This window comes from Roseimicrobium gellanilyticum (genome assembly GCF_003315205.1).
GTDB classification, from domain to species: domain Bacteria; phylum Verrucomicrobiota; class Verrucomicrobiia; order Verrucomicrobiales; family Verrucomicrobiaceae; genus Roseimicrobium; species Roseimicrobium gellanilyticum.
In genome coordinates, this window is record NZ_QNRR01000001.1 from 672,179 (window position 1) to 685,965 (window position 13,787).

At 59.8% G+C, this 13,787-nt stretch carries 13 protein-coding genes; 8 read left to right on the forward strand and 5 right to left on the reverse strand.

All coding sequences use genetic code 11. From position 1 onward, the window contains the following. Positions 1–141: 141 nt before the first annotated feature. The 5 genes from DES53_RS02595 to DES53_RS02615 all read left to right on the forward strand — a co-directional run bounded on the left by DES53_RS02595 (position 142) and on the right by DES53_RS02615 (position 3,763). The gene (locus tag DES53_RS02595) at positions 142–1,266 is read left to right on the forward strand and encodes a glycerate kinase (RefSeq protein ID WP_113956641.1); all 1,125 of its coding nucleotides are present in this window, start codon (positions 142–144) and stop codon (positions 1,264–1,266) included. Between the two features lie 63 nt (positions 1,267–1,329). Beyond that, positions 1,330–2,262: an ACP S-malonyltransferase gene (gene fabD, locus DES53_RS02600; RefSeq protein ID WP_113956642.1), complete on the forward strand. Its 933-nt coding sequence runs from the start codon at positions 1,330–1,332 to the stop codon at positions 2,260–2,262. 137 nt (positions 2,263–2,399) lie between these two features. Then, positions 2,400–2,762 (forward strand): hypothetical protein, encoded by a 363-nt coding sequence (locus DES53_RS02605; protein ID WP_147263173.1) that lies wholly within the window; start codon positions 2,400–2,402, stop codon positions 2,760–2,762. A 52-nt stretch (positions 2,763–2,814) separates the two neighbouring features. Further along, complete coding sequence (locus tag DES53_RS02610) at positions 2,815–3,276, forward strand: hypothetical protein (RefSeq protein ID WP_113956644.1); 462 nt, start codon at positions 2,815–2,817, stop codon at positions 3,274–3,276. A gap of 94 nt (positions 3,277–3,370) precedes the next feature. After that, the gene (locus DES53_RS02615) at positions 3,371–3,763 is read left to right on the forward strand and encodes a type II toxin-antitoxin system RelE family toxin (RefSeq protein WP_113956645.1); all 393 of its coding nucleotides are present in this window, start codon (positions 3,371–3,373) and stop codon (positions 3,761–3,763) included. A 173-nt stretch (positions 3,764–3,936) separates the two neighbouring features. On the opposite strand, the gene DES53_RS02620 is transcribed toward DES53_RS02615, so the two are convergent. From DES53_RS02620 to DES53_RS02635, 4 genes are all read right to left on the reverse strand, one after another. Continuing rightward, complete coding sequence (locus DES53_RS02620) at positions 3,937–4,728, reverse strand: Hsp33 family molecular chaperone HslO (RefSeq protein WP_113956646.1); 792 nt, start codon at positions 4,726–4,728, stop codon at positions 3,937–3,939. A gap of 266 nt (positions 4,729–4,994) precedes the next feature. Then, entirely contained in the window at positions 4,995–8,012 is a 3,018-nt protein-coding gene (locus tag DES53_RS02625) for a PVC-type heme-binding CxxCH protein (protein WP_113956647.1), read from the reverse strand. A gap of 27 nt (positions 8,013–8,039) precedes the next feature. Next, positions 8,040–8,894, reverse strand: coding sequence for an amidohydrolase family protein (locus tag DES53_RS02630; protein ID WP_113956648.1), 855 nt, complete (start codon positions 8,892–8,894; stop codon positions 8,040–8,042). Continuing rightward, positions 8,891–9,676, reverse strand: coding sequence for an amidohydrolase family protein (locus tag DES53_RS02635; protein ID WP_113956649.1), 786 nt, complete (start codon positions 9,674–9,676; stop codon positions 8,891–8,893). Before DES53_RS02635 ends, DES53_RS02630 begins: the two co-directional genes overlap by 4 nt. Positions 9,677–9,919: 243 nt before the next feature. Here DES53_RS02635 and DES53_RS02640 point away from each other — a divergent pair, with 243 nt between their 5' ends. Next, complete coding sequence (locus DES53_RS02640) at positions 9,920–10,519, forward strand: hypothetical protein (RefSeq protein ID WP_113956650.1); 600 nt, start codon at positions 9,920–9,922, stop codon at positions 10,517–10,519. Positions 10,520–10,633: 114 nt separating this feature from the next. Here DES53_RS02640 and DES53_RS02645 read toward each other — a convergent pair whose 3' ends face one another. Beyond that, positions 10,634–11,296, reverse strand: a complete 663-nt coding sequence (locus DES53_RS02645; RefSeq protein WP_113956651.1) for a 3-keto-disaccharide hydrolase — start codon at positions 11,294–11,296, stop codon at positions 10,634–10,636. Between the two features lie 87 nt (positions 11,297–11,383). On the opposite strand from DES53_RS02645, the gene DES53_RS02650 reads away from it, so the two are divergent. Next, positions 11,384–11,656: a DUF167 domain-containing protein gene (locus tag DES53_RS02650; RefSeq protein WP_113956652.1), complete on the forward strand. Its 273-nt coding sequence runs from the start codon at positions 11,384–11,386 to the stop codon at positions 11,654–11,656. Positions 11,657–11,816: 160 nt separating this feature from the next. Next, positions 11,817–13,712, forward strand: a complete 1,896-nt coding sequence (locus DES53_RS02655) for a TerC/Alx family metal homeostasis membrane protein (RefSeq protein ID WP_113956653.1) — start codon at positions 11,817–11,819, stop codon at positions 13,710–13,712. The last annotated feature ends 75 nt before the right edge of the window (positions 13,713–13,787 follow it).

Below are 13,787 nucleotides of genomic sequence, written 5' to 3' on the forward strand. Positions count from 1 at the left end.
CAAAGCATGAAGCTTTCTTTACAAATCCAGGGGCTGGACGATGTGGCTCGGTAAAAGCATCAGGGTGAGCCAATGAATTGGGTTGAGTTTTTCGCGAGTAAGGGTATTGCCTAGGCCGCCTTTCCCCACCTTTCTGCTGGCATGCGTATTCTGCTCGCCCTCGACAAATTCAAAGGCTCACTCACAGCCAAGCAGGCAGCCGAAGCGGTGACGCGCGGTCTGAAGCGTGGTGGCGTGCAGGCAGACATTGAAGTTTGCCCGATTGCCGACGGCGGTGAGGGCTTCACGGAATCTGTGCTCACGGCGCTGGGTGGGCAGTGGCAGGAGGCTCCGGCGCATGATGCCCAAGGGCGTCCCGTGATGGCGCGGTACGGGCTTATCCATCACGACGACCATCTTGAGGCCATCATGGAGATGAGCGCCGCTTCTGGTCTGGCGCTGGTGAGCGACCTTTCTCTGGATCCTGCTACCGCGAGCACGGCTGGCACGGGTGAAATGATGCTCCACGCCATGCAGCAGGGGGCTCAGCGAATTCTGATTGGGATCGGCGGCAGCGCTACCAATGACGGGGGCACGGGCATGGCATCAGTGCTGGGCTGTCAGTTTCTGGGTGACAATGAGCAGCCAGTGGGTCGGCTCCCGGCGGATCTGGACAAAGTCCGCCGCATTGCCAAGGAGCGCATGCTGAACTGCGAGGTCGTGGTGGCTTGCGATGTGTGTAATCCGCTGCTGGGGGAACATGGCTGTACCCGCGTGTACGGGCCCCAGAAGGGCGTGAAGGACGTGGCCTTCTTCGAGGGGCGCATGCAGCGCCTGGCGGACATGGTCACACGTGACTTGGGCTGCGACCATCGGAACAATCCGGGTGCTGGCGCCGCCGGTGGGCTGGGCTTCGGCCTCATGAGCTTCTGCGGTGCGCAGCTGAAGTGCGGATTCGACCTCGTGGCGGATGTCACCGGCCTGCTCGAGCGCGTCAAGCGGGCGGATCTGGTGATCACCGGCGAGGGCAAGCTGGATGCCCAGACCCTGCATGGCAAGGGACCCATGGGGGTGGCCGAGATGGCTCGTGACGCCGGAAAGCCGGTCATCGGCATCGGCGGCATCATTGACGCGAGCGATGAGCTACGCAGCCGCTTCCAGGCGCTCTGGCAGGTGAAGCCGGAGGCCATGGGCATCCCCGAGGCGGTGTCCCGGGCTGCGGAACTGTTGGAGGAAACCGTGGTGCAGCACAGTGGCGAGATTCTCCATCTCGCAGGCAAGGCGTAACGCTGGATGCGGAATCCACTTTTATTTGCACCCGGCCCGGCAAGAGGCTAGAGCCAGCGGTCTATGAGCAAGAAAGTCGTGTTGTTGTTTGCCGGCCAGGGCGCGCAGAAGGTGGGCATGGGCCAGGATCTCGCCGGCGCCTATCCGAAGGTGAAGGCGATGTTTGACCGCGCCAATGAAGTGCTCGGCTTCAACCTCACGGACACGATGTTCAACGGACCGATTGAGGAGCTCACGCGCACCTCGCGCTGCCAGCCTGCCCTGTATGTTCATGGTCTTGCTGTTTTGGAAGCGCTGAAGGAGCGTGTGCCCTCCCTGGAGATCGCCGCATGCGCCGGCCTTTCGCTCGGTGAGTTCACCGCGCATGCTGCGGGCGGCACGTTTGATTTTGAAACCGGTCTCAATCTGGTGTTCCAGCGAGGCAGCTTCATGGAGGAAGCCTGCGAAGAGACCAAGGGCAGCATGGCTGCTCTCATCGGTGGGGAAGAGTCCGCTGTGCGTGAACTCGCCGCCGAATGCAATGTGGATGTGGCCAATCTCAACGCGCCCGGGCAGATCGTTTTGAGCGGCAGCATTGAAGGCATCAAGCAAGCGGTGGCGAAGGCGAAAGAAAAGGGCATCCGCAAGGCGGTGGAGCTCACCGTGGCCGGCGCCTATCACAGCCGCCTCATGAAGTCCGCGCAGGACAAGCTGGCCGCTGTACTGCAGACGACGCCGGTGCAGATGCCGAAGGTGCCGGTCATCAGCAACTACGAAGCAGATGCGGTGACGAGCGAGATGGTGATCAAGAATACGCTGGAGCGTCAGGTCACCGGATCCGTGCGCTGGTCCGAGTCCATGCAGCTTCTCCTGAAGGATGGGAATGATTTGTTCCTGGAACTCGGACCCGGGGGCGTGCTCGCGGGCTTGATGGGACGCATTCAAAAGGGCACGAAGGTGCTGACGATTGAAGACACCGCGAGCCTGGATGCGGCGGTGGCGGAGTTGGGGGCGTAATACGTACACCTGAGGCCAGGACGCGCTGGCGGCTTCAATGGCATGCTGGATTGGGATTGCCGTGCATGACGCAATCCCGTAGATTTTTGTCCATGCAGGCGGCTCACAGCGTGGCTCCAGTATCAGGCTCACATCCCATGGGCGTTCTGTGGGTGCTGCTCTGGGTGTTGTACAACGTGGTGATTTGCTGCATCGGATGGTCCTGCTGGGAGGGGGCTTCGTTCATCAAGCCTGCCAGCATGATGATCAAATTGGAGCCGTGGGAGTGGTGGATGAAGGTGATTGAAGTCTGGGGGCTGGCAAATGCAGGCTTCGCGCTAGGACCGCTGTTGGAGTCGATTCGGCCCCGCCAACATGTCATCGTGCAGTGGATTCTGGGACTCTTTTTCTTCCTGGTACTTTACGTGTCTCTACCCCTGCTTGCCACTTGGGCCATGAAGCTCAAGACATGTTACTACACAGCTGGGCAATCCGTCCCCTCATGGGGAAACTTTCATTGACCAAACAAACATTGTGATTGTCGTGCATGACGCAATCCCATAGGTTTTGTGCATGCAAGCGGCGCTCAGCGTATCACCTGTGGCCGCCCCACGGCGCGTGGTCGTCCCTTGGGCCCTGCTTTGGGCGCTGTACAATGTGGTGATTTGTGGCGTGGGATGGGTCTTCTGGGAGATGGAGTCTTACAACAAAGATCCCAGCCACATGACCAGGGTGGAGCCGTGGGAATGGTGGATGCTGGTGATTGAGGCGTGGGGACTGGCGAATGCCTGTTTCGCAGTCGGACCCTTGCTGGAGCTGATTCAGCTTCGATGGTACCGGCGTACTGCGGCGACGAAGGCGCTCTTTTTCTTCCTGACACTGTTCGTGTCCGTCGTCGTCGTTGGCGATTGGGCCATTCGCTTCAAAAACGACTATCTCATCAATGGGGAACCCAACGCATGGGAGGAATTTTGGCGCTCTCGGGGGGATAACTCCCGCGATACGCCTGGCCATGACAAGCGGCCGCAATATTGATTCAATGACACTGGGGCATCATGCACCCGCCGCCGGCCTGCCCCGCCGCACTTTCCCCTTTCCAGAGGCACGCATCTGGCTACGGTGAGGTTGCATGCTTCAGGTTGTCTTCAACGAAATCTCCGCCGCCGAGCTCTCCAATCTCCCCACGCAAGTCCAGTTCACCATCATCGAAGCGATGAATGTGCAGCCTGAGGACGTGGAGGAGAACCGCCTCGGCAAGCGCTTCGGTCTCCTGGAGCGCGGTGGCCAGAAGCTCTACCGCTGCCGCGCGGGTGAATGGCGCGTGTACTTCGCCGTCGAAGGCGCGCACGTGAAGGTGCATCGCGTCCTGCACGCGAACACGCTCAAGGATTTCCTTTTTCGCAGCAACCTCGGAGGCGCTGGCACTGCTCCTGCCCCTGCCGGTGAAGACGAGACCCTCGGCCAGTCGAAGAGCTTCTGGAAGCTCATTGATGAAGGCGAGAAGACACTGAAGGTGGTGTAGCCGGTGCGACGGTGAGCGGTACGACGGTGGATGAGCCGTCTTGGTAATCTTTCGCGTCAAGACGATGTGCGCCAGAGGGCGGATGAGCGTCGTAAGTGCGTGAACGTGCGACAGTAGTTGCAGCTACTACCGTCCTACTGTCGCACCGCTCGCCGTCGCACTGGAAGCGTCTCTCAGGACGCCTTCGCCTGCCACGCCTCGAACTGCTCTTTCGCCGCACGATATCTCGCGCCGCAGCGGGGGCACTGCACGGTCATGACTTCATCATCGCCGAAGGCCTCCTTCAAAGCTTCGGGACTGAGCTTGGCGAGGATGGGATAGAGTCGGTCCACAGTGCAGCCGCACTTCCAGATGTAGCGCCGCGTCTCCAGGAGACTGAGCGTTTCCTTCTGGTCGAGCACGCGCACATCATCCTCGGTGAGGGCGGCGAGCCAGGCTTCATCGCAATCAGGCTGGGAGGAAATCATGGCGATGTCCTCCTCGCTGTGACGGAAGAAACGGGCGATGCGCTGCTCACTCTGCTGGTAGTACTGCTCCACGCAGGAGAGGACTTGATTGCCCTCCACCTGCACAAGGCTCTGCTGCGCGGCATGACCGATACGGGTGGTCTGCGCGCTGAAGATGTTTGCGCCCATGTCGCGCACGTCATCAGTGAAGACGCGGCCGGCGATGTTTCCGGGGCGGGTGTTGCCCGTGACGAAGAGATTAATGGCAGGTTTTTGGAAGTTCATGGTCCACCCGCAGTTCTCGTCCTGGGGACGGGAGGCGAGGTGCAGCGTGAGCCCCGCCAGTGCGTCTTTCAGCATGGCGTCCTGCTCATTGGTGTACTGCAGACCGTGATCCGCGCGGTGCAGGTAGTAGTCGATGTACAGCGGCTCGAAATCCGCCCGCGCCACGAGCGCATTGCGCCCGCGCACGAAATAGGTGCGGACTTCGAGGACAGAGGCGTTGGAGTCTTCGGACATGGTCAGGTCCCTGGGAAAAGGGGGCTGGTCATTTAGCATAAGGTGTTCCTTTGTGAAAGAAGGGATACGCGGGAAATGCGGGTTGGGATGGTTGTGGGGGAGTGGCTGGGGAGTGCCAGGGGAACGGTTTGCAGGGAGGAGGCTTCCCCACTCTCTGTGAGGTTGCGGCGTGCAAAGTAGCTTCGACTTCAGTCGAATCAGTCGCGCTGCAGGTCGTACGGCTGAAGCCGTAGCTACTTTGCGCTGCGCACTTCCTGTGGTGCTTTTCATTTCGTCCTCAGATACGCCATCAAGTCCGCGAGCTGTTCCACCGTGAGTACCGACTCCAGTCCCTCCGGCATCAGGGACAGGCCGGTGCTCTTGAGGGATTTGATTTGGGACCGGATGACGGATTGCTCCACGGACATGGGGTCTTTGAGCATGATGCTGGCTTCCGACTCTCCGGTGAGCATACCCACGAGGAAGCGGCCATCCTGCAACTCCACGAGGTACTGGGCAAAATTCGGGGAGACCTCGCGATTGGGATCGAGGATGTTGGTGAGCATCTGCTCCGGGGTCCATGCCAGCGTGGTGGCGAGGTTGGGACCGACGTCGCGGCCTTCTTCCTTGAAGCGATGACAGGCGGCGCACACCGTGGTGAAGACAACTTTGCCGCGTTTGGCATCGCCGGGGATGGTGAGAGCCGGCTGGTACTTCGCGAGGACTTCGCCGCGACTGCTGGTGGAGAAGAGCTTCTCCACTCGTGCTTTCAGCACGGTGTCTGGCGTGCGCAGCATGAGGGTCCGGGCGGTGGCGGAGATTTCACCGGGCTTCACCCGCCCGTTTTCCACGGCGGAGATGAGTGCACGAATCCACTCCGCGCGTGAGGCGAGGGCCTGCAGGGCTGCTTCACGCGGGGCTGGCGTGAGGGTGGACCATGCCTCCAGCAGGAGCTGCGGCATGGCGATCGCACGCGTGCGCTGCAGGAGGCTGATGACGGCAAGCCGGACGGCATCCGGCTCGGCGGGCAGCAGGAGTTTTTGCAAGGCGGGCTGAATCTTGGTGATGTCAGGTTCGACGGCCATCAGTCCGATCTTGGTCACGCGCTCATCCGTACCAAGGGAGTCGTCACCTGCCTGGCACTGCGCCTCCTGCGATACGGAGCGGAGCCATGCTGCAGTTTCTTTCCTGGTGACCTGGAGGTGCTCCAACAGATCCGAAGGTGAACGTCCATGCCTCGCGAGGCCCTCGCACAGGCCGAGCAGGCCTTGCTCTGCGGAATGGGGATTCGTGCTGGCGTTGCGAGCCAGTGCAGCGAGGAAATACTCAGCGCTGGTTTTCTTCAGGTCGGGTTCGGAGCCAAGCATCACGCCACATTCGCGAATGAAGGTTACCAGTCCCGGGCTGTCTGGATTCCCACGGCGCAAGGTTGTTTCCACTCCAACAGCAAGGTCGGACTGTCTGAAGGCCTGCGTGGCGAGGCGCATCCATGGGTCATCCTTGTTCCGCAGGATCACCTGATCGAACAAAGCGGTCATGCTTGTGGATTTGCTGTTTGCCAGAACCAGGGTGGCCAGAAATCGGATGCGTGGAGATTCATCCTTGAGCCGGTTGTCAAAGCTGCTCGGAGGATAGGCGGAAGTGAGAAAGGGTGCGTACAGGATCGTCGCACTCTCGCGAATCTCCGGCTCCCTGTCTTCCAAGGCGAAGTGGGAGAGGTCCTCTTCATCGAGCGCCCCGAGGGAGTTCAGCGTCCACATCGAGTGCACCTCTACGTAAGGGCCTGAGTCATCCCATTTGAGCAGTTGTTTCAGTTCCGGCACCACGCTCTTGTCCTGCCTCTCAAAGAGAAGACGATGTGCCGTGTCGCGATGCCATGCGTTGGGATGCGAGAAGAGCTTCACCAACTCTGAGCTGCTCTTGTCCGCGAGCGATTCAGTTTTGCGTGTCTTGTATCCCTTTGGCGTGAGGCGCCAGATGCGTCCCTTGTCGATGCCCTTGATGAGATCGATGGCGGCGTGGATGTCATCCGGAAGGCTCCAGGGATGCTCGATGGCTTCACGGTACATGTCGCACACGTGCAGGCAGCCGTCGGGTGCGTTGGCGAAGTTCACGGGGCGGAACCAGATGTCGCGGCTCGCGCAGAATTCCTTGTCGCCATCCACGCGGGTGGCCTTGAAGGTGACGCTGTCTGGAGTGAGCTTGAGCCGGTAGAAGAGATTGCCGGCCACATCAGCCACGAACGCCATGCCGCGGTAATCTTGGGGATACGCGTCACCGCGGTAGATGGTGATGCCTGCGGACGAAGTGACGACACCAGTTCCGACCAGTTCACTGCGCGGCATGCGGTTGGTGGGATCGGTGCTCCAGCGGTCGGCACGCAGCACGCGCCAGGCTTCGGGAGGACTGATGCGATGAACGGGAAGCTGGTCGCCGGCCTCTGCGGCGTCATGCAGGGGATTGATGGCGGATACGTAGGGGTTGAGTGAAAGGTATTTGGTATTGTAAACGATGTGCTGGCACGGATTGCGGATGTTGCAGAGGAAGCGGTTGCCCCAGTCATCGCGGGTGTTGCCGAAGCGGGCGCCACCGTCCGTGGCCTCAATCTTCATGGTCACGGGATCCAGCTTGAGGTCGGCACGCCGGATGGTGACGGGCTTTTCATCAGGGTGTATCAGGTTCTGAACTGTGCCGCCGTTGGTCCCGCCGGCGATGTAAATTTTGTTGTCGAGACCCCAGATGGGGTTGTTCGCCACAGCCTGGATGTTGAGCTTTTTCAGCCCGGTGAAGAGCTTCTGCCGAACATCGGCCACCCCGTCGTTGTCCGTGTCCTTGAGGTACCAGATGTCCGGTGTGGCCACGACGATGATGCCGCCCTTCCAGCAGGCGGCACCGGTGGGCCAGGAGAGGTCGGTGGCGAAAATGGTGCTGCGGTCATAGACGCCATCACCATCCGTATCCGTGAGCAGGCGCACTTTGCCGATGGCGAGGTCCGTGGGATTCTCCTGGCTGACCTTGTGCTTCGCCTTGTCCGTGTACGGATAGTCGTTCATCTCGCACACGAAGGCGCGGCCGTACTCATCATACGTGATGGCGACGGGATCCGTCACGAGCGGCTCAGCGGCGACGAGATCCATGGTGAAACCGTCGAGTACCTCGAAGGTGGATGCTGCCTTCTCAGGCGGCGTCGCGGGTACGGAGGGGAAGTCGAGGGGCTTGGGTGGCGCGGGGGTCTGCGCGAAAGAAAAGGGGGACACGCAAAGCAGCGAAGCAGCAAAGGAAAGGAGGAGGGAGTGCGGCTTCATCTAACTTGAGTGGGAGAAGGGTGGGAGTCAGCCTTGCAGGCAGCGGGTGGCGTTGTCGTGAGTGATGGCGGCGAGTTGTCCCGGACTGAGGTTGGATTCCTGAAGCTTCAGCTTCGCGGACTCCCAGTAGAAGAGCGGCGCATGCGAGCCGAAGACGAGTCTGTTCAGGGGCCAGTCTTGGAGGAGATTCTCTATGCCGCCCACACCTTCCAGCATGGCAAAGTCGAGGGTGACGGGGCAGCCTTGCAGCGCAGTCATGGACATGGCACGGTTCGCGTTGAGCACCATGACCTGTGCTTCCGGAACTTTCTTCAGTGCTGCGGACAGGGGCTTCAGGTTCACCGGCTTTGCCTGCACGAGCGGATGCTGGGTGCGTTCATCCTCCAGTTGTGCGGTGATCTGCAGGACCATTTTGCGTGCGGTCACGAGCCCCAGAAGCTCAAGGAACCTCGCATCATCCAGCGCATAACCATGGTAGTTTGGGTAAAGGCGGAGCACCCTCATGCCGTGAATTTCCGCACAGCGTCCCAGGTCGTCCTTCCAGCCGGGCAGCGAGGGATTGAGGGTCCCAGCAGGGAGCAGCAGGCCTCCCTCAATCTTGGCACACGCGGCATGCAGGTTGCGGTTCGCAGCTGCGATGTCCCGGTGCAAGATGCCCTCGAAGCTACCCGCCCAGGCCTGCGTCACACCGCGTTTCTTCAGGTGGGCTGCGAGGGAGGCAGCATCGTCGCCGGGAACATGGCGGAAGGGCCACGGTCCCACACTCACGTTGCAGTCGATGATCTCCAGCTTCGGCTCGAAGCCGTTTACCTGGGCGACCGCTGCGCTCGCCGCCAAGGCTGCCGAGCGTTGCAGGAAGGTTCTCCGGTTCAGTGTGCTCATGCCTTGATTCCTTTCTCGGTGAGGATGGGCAGCATCATCTTGCGGAGGTTGTCGCAGAAGATCTTCTGCTTGTCCGCGTCGCTGATGTCAGCGCCGTGGACCTTGGCGAGCTGGCTGGCGAAGCTGCGTCCGCCGCTGTCGCTTCCGTAAATGACCCGGTCTGCGCCAAGCTCGCGTACGGCCATTTCGGTGATGCCTGCGGTAGGGTCGCTGCCCGCGAGATCCACGGACACATTCGGACAGTCGCGGATGGTGGGAATGCCCACCTCCCAGGTGCCTCCGGTGTGGCCACAGATGAGCGGTGCCTTGGGGAAACGCTTTGCCAGTTCCGCAAACTCTGCGGGGGTGGATTCGCCTGCATAGTTGCCCATCGTCTTGTACCACGTGTGCTGGAAGATCACGGCCTTCAGTTCAGCGGCGCGCTGGATGATGGGGTCGATTTCAGGGACGTTGCAACGTTCCGCCACCCAGAGCTTCACGCCGACCATGGGGCCCCTGGCCACGCAGCGCTCCAGCTCGGCGAGGCTGGTAGCGACGTGCTTGGGACTGACATAGACGAAGCCGAAGGTGCGGTCGGGGTACTTGGTAATGGCGCGCAGGACTTCGTCATTCTGCTTCATCAGGTCATCGGCAGCAGGGTCCTGGCTCCACTTCATGCCCATGTACACGCAGAGGCGCTCAATGCCCATGCGGTCGGCATAACGCAGGAGCTGGCCCATGCGTTCTTCCGGTGTGAGGCCGGGGACGCCGGAGAGGTGACAGTGGAGATCCCAGATGCGCATGATGTCGGGAGAGGGATGAGCGGTGGCGTGGATACGCGAGACGACACGTCTTGTTACCGCGCATCTGTCCATCTGACACAGAAGGTCTACAAGCGGGCATATTCAGCGCAGTGGACCGGGGGTGTATCCGCGTCCCGGTGGCGTTGCAGGCATCCATTTCGTCAACCTCAGGTTGTTTCGCTTGTTTTATGGAGTAAATTTTCTAGGGTTAGGTGGCAGACAACGTCTACCTGTAGAAAACATATGGAGCAGCGAGATTTTATTCTGGAGGACTTTCGGCATATCGCGGAGTCCTATTCAAGAAATGAAACGGCCGGCGAGACACGAGTCAATTGGTTGCTTGGGCTGACCACGGCGATATTGACAGCGACGATTGCGCTCCTGAGCGCCGAGAAGCGCCCTCCCTTTGATGTCCTTCGTTGGACGGTCTTCCTGCCGACGCTTGTTGCAAACCTGACGTTCGGCATTGTAACGCTCCTCCGGATGTTGAAGAGGGACAAGGTTACTGACTCTTATATTGCGGGACTTAACAAATACCGTGACGCCTTTGCGAACGAGCAAAATAGCCCGCCGCAGATCCGGCAAGTTATGGACCTGCTACGCGACAAGGCAACAAGGTCCTTTGGCGGCGGGCTGACCAACATGGTGATGGTGATCAATAGTTTGATTTTTGCGGCCATTTGGTTTGTTGCAGTGACTGATGCTCCCCGGAGTGCACTGCTGTGCGAACGAATCTGCTCTTACGCTGCTGCGGCTTTGGGTTTTGGGTTTGCTTTTGGACTTCAACACCTGTGTGTTTCATGCTGCGGGAAACCTGATCAAGAGTCGCGAGAGCAACCTTAGTCCGTACCCACGCAAAGTTCAGTCCAATGCGACCTTCAAAAAAGAGGGCAGGCCGTGTGGCCTGCCCTTGTGTGATTCGAGAGCTGCGCTCTCAAATTTCAAATCTGAAATCCCTTAGGGAAGCGCCTTGATGAAGAGGTCCTTGTAGAAGACTCGGCTGATGGGGTCGTGGCCCTGGATGGCGATGGTGCCTTCGCTGAGCTTGCGGCCGTCCATGTTCTTGAGGGTCTTGCTTGGATCCCAGTCTTCAGGCTCGGTCCACTCGGTGGTCACCTTGCCATTGATGGTGATGGTGATCTTCTTGCCTTCCACCTTGATACCGTAGTCGAACCATTCGTCGTCCTTGTTGGGCGCGTTGTTAAGCACGTCCTTCACGGCGTAGAGGCCGCCGGTTTTCTTCACGTCCTTGTGGGTCGCGTTCACCTGGCACTCATAGCCCTTGCTGGGCCAGCCCTTTTCTTCGAAGCCGGTATGGATGTAGATGCCGCTGTTGGAGCCGGCAGTGGTCTTCACCTTGGCCTTGAACTCGAAGTTCTTGAACTTGGCGTTGCCGTCCGGTCCGACGTAGAACATGTGGGCGCGACCGCCCTGGACTTTGATTTCGCCATTCTCGACGACGAAGGACTGGGCCTTTTCCTCAGGCTTTTCTTCGGTGGAGACATTCGACTTCCAACCGGAGAGGTCCTTGCCGTTGAACATGGAGATCCAGCCATCTTCAGCGGAGGCAAAGCCGCTGAGGGCCAGAACGGTGAATAGTGAGAGGAGCTTGGATTTCATGGAGCGCGGAGTTTGCACGAGGGGGGAACGTTGTCGAGTTGGTTGTTTTGGACGGAAAATATAGGAGGGGAGAGCTGATTTTATCTCATGGCACAGGAAACCACCACGCTTGTCTGCAAGGTCACCCCCAACGCCCGGAAGTCCGAGTGCATGGGCTGGGGTGCCGATGAGCGTGGGCGGAAGCTGCTACTGGTAAAGCTGGCCGCGCCAGCCCAAGAGGGAAAGGCGAACAAGGAACTGGTGCGATTCCTCGCGGAGCTGTTGGGGTGTGCGAAAAGTGATGTGATCCTTTTGCGTGGTGACACCAGTCGGACGAAATCGCTGCAGGTGCCGGCGAAAGCGCTCGACCGCCTGCCGTGATGTCGTCCGGAGATGGATTTGCAACCTCCCCGGATATTTCTCTTCAGCATGAATCCCACTGGTGAATCCAGCGAATCGCGGCTCGACAAATGACTGATCCACGAATTGCAGTAAATCGGCCGGGCGTGTCCACACGGACAGCTGGGGGGGATTAGCTTGGATGCCTGCTGAATCTCTCGCCCTTTGGGTTGGTTTCACCTTGTTTGTGTTCGCCATGCTGGCGCTCGATCTGGGCGTCTTTCAGCGCAAGGCCCATGTCATCTCCATGCGCGAAGCCCTGGGCTGGTTTGGGGTGTGGACCGGGTTGGCTTTGATATTCAACATCGGTGTCATCCTGTTCCACGACCGCGGCAGTGAGGCGGGCCTGGAGTTCTTCACGGGCTTCATCGTGGAGAAAGCGTTGAGCGTGGATAACATCTTCGTGTTCATCCTCATCTTCGGCTACTTCAAGGTGCCGCAGGTGTTCCAGCACAAGGTGCTGTTCTGGGGCATTGTGGGCGCCATTGCATTGCGAATCTGCTTCATCCTGGGTGGGCTGGCCCTTCTGGAGCGCTTCCACTGGATGGTCTATGTCTTTGGTAGCTTCCTGTTAATCACGGGCATCAGCATGATGCGGAGAAAGGAATCTCACACCGACCCGGGGAAGAGCTGGGGGGTGCGGCTCTTCCGGAAATTCCTTCCCGTGTCCGATCAGTACGATGGCAACCGCTTCTTCACCCGGGTGAATGGCAAGCTCATGGCAACGCCGCTTTTCCTGGTGCTCATCGCGGTGGAGTCCTCGGACATCATCTTCGCGGTGGACTCCATCCCGGCGATCTTCGCGATCACGGAAGATCCCTTCATCGTCTATACCTCGAACATCTTCGCCATGCTGGGGTTGCGTGCCCTGTACTTTGCGGTGGCGGGGTTTATGAAGATGTTCCACTTCCTGCACTACGGGTTTGCCAGCATCATCCTGATCCTCGGCACGAAGATGCTGCTCAGCGATGTGTACAAGGTGCCGGTGGCGCTCTCCCTGGTGCTCATCATGGTGATCCTGCTCGTCTGCGTCATCGTCTCGCTGATGCGGCCGAGGCAGGGGGACCTGAAGATGATGTTCGAAAGGCCGGAACGGTTGGGCCTGCTGCCCTTCCGCAGGCTCCTGCTGATCGAGAACATCGTCGACATGGGTGAGGTGACGGTGCGGGATGCCATGCGCTTCCGCAGCAGTGTGCGCAGCCTGTGCCTGGAGCACACGTGGGAGGAGAACCTGAAACTCATCCGCGAGTCCAGATACTCCCGCTATCCCGTGGCTCAGGCTGTGGGAGACAGGCCCTTTGGTGTGCTTCATGTGAAGGACTTCATCATGGTCGCGCCCGGTGAGTCCATGGGGCCAGAGGTGATGAAGGAGCGCGCGAGGCCCTATGTGGAGCTGAAGGAGTCGATGCCTTTGGAGGATGCTCTGGCGAGGTTCCAGCGGGGAAACGCGCATCTGGGGGTGGTGATGGATGACAAGAACTCGTGGACGGGCATCATCACCCTGGAGGACGTGCTGGAGGAACTGGTGGGCAAAATTGGCGACGAGTTCGACTCGGAGCGCACCGGCAGGAGTGTCTCCCTGGCGGAAGGCTTCGTGCCGGAGCGAGTCGTGCTGGGAGTGGAAGGTCTGAACCTCACGGATGCCATCCAACACATCATGCACCATCTCCCTGCGGAGGCTCTGCCGGCGGATCGGGATGCCATCCTGGAGGCGCTGATGAAGCGTGAGGAGGTGATGTCCACCTATCTGGGCAGGGGACTGGCCATCCCGCACGCTCGCATGAAGGGGCTGGAGGCTCCGGTCCTGTTCTTCGGCAGATCGAGTGAGGGGGTGCCCGTGGAGGGCTCGATGGAGCGTGTGGAGATCCTCTTCATCCTTCTCACACCCGATAACCTGGCGCGTCATCAACCCAGATTACTCGCGGATATCGTCGGTGTGATTGATAGCGACTATGTGGTGGAGCGTTTCAAAACGGCCGAGAAGCCAGAGGAAATCGTAGAGGCCTTCCTTGCGGGGCAGCAGGTGGTGCTGGATTAACTCGGAGTCTGGAATGCCCCATGACGAGCTGCTTCCCTGAAAATAAGATGGGCTGCCGGGCGGGTGTACCGCGGG

Excerpts from the sequence above, each read along its gene's own strand:
- fabD (WP_113956642.1), top strand. The coding sequence starts at position 1,330 with ATGAGCAAGAAAGTCGTGTTGTTGTTTGCCGGCCAGGGCGCGCAGAAG.
- DES53_RS02615 (WP_113956645.1), top strand. The coding sequence starts at position 3,371 with ATGCTTCAGGTTGTCTTCAACGAAATCTCCGCCGCCGAGCTCTCCAAT.
- DES53_RS02640 (WP_113956650.1), top strand. The coding sequence starts at position 9,920 with ATGGAGCAGCGAGATTTTATTCTGGAGGACTTTCGGCATATCGCGGAG.
- DES53_RS02625 (WP_113956647.1), bottom strand. The coding sequence starts at position 8,012 with ATGAAGCCGCACTCCCTCCTCCTTTCCTTTGCTGCTTCGCTGCTTTGC.
- DES53_RS02610 (WP_113956644.1), top strand. The coding sequence starts at position 2,815 with ATGCAAGCGGCGCTCAGCGTATCACCTGTGGCCGCCCCACGGCGCGTG.
- DES53_RS02605 (WP_147263173.1), top strand. The coding sequence starts at position 2,400 with ATGGGCGTTCTGTGGGTGCTGCTCTGGGTGTTGTACAACGTGGTGATT.
- DES53_RS02645 (WP_113956651.1), bottom strand. The coding sequence starts at position 11,296 with ATGAAATCCAAGCTCCTCTCACTATTCACCGTTCTGGCCCTCAGCGGC.
- DES53_RS02620 (WP_113956646.1), bottom strand. The coding sequence starts at position 4,728 with ATGTCCGAAGACTCCAACGCCTCTGTCCTCGAAGTCCGCACCTATTTC.
- DES53_RS02650 (WP_113956652.1), top strand. The coding sequence starts at position 11,384 with ATGGCACAGGAAACCACCACGCTTGTCTGCAAGGTCACCCCCAACGCC.
- DES53_RS02635 (WP_113956649.1), bottom strand. The coding sequence starts at position 9,676 with ATGCGCATCTGGGATCTCCACTGTCACCTCTCCGGCGTCCCCGGCCTC.
- DES53_RS02630 (WP_113956648.1), bottom strand. The coding sequence starts at position 8,894 with ATGAGCACACTGAACCGGAGAACCTTCCTGCAACGCTCGGCAGCCTTG.
- DES53_RS02655 (WP_113956653.1), top strand. The coding sequence starts at position 11,817 with ATGCCTGCTGAATCTCTCGCCCTTTGGGTTGGTTTCACCTTGTTTGTG.
- DES53_RS02595 (WP_113956641.1), top strand. The coding sequence starts at position 142 with ATGCGTATTCTGCTCGCCCTCGACAAATTCAAAGGCTCACTCACAGCC.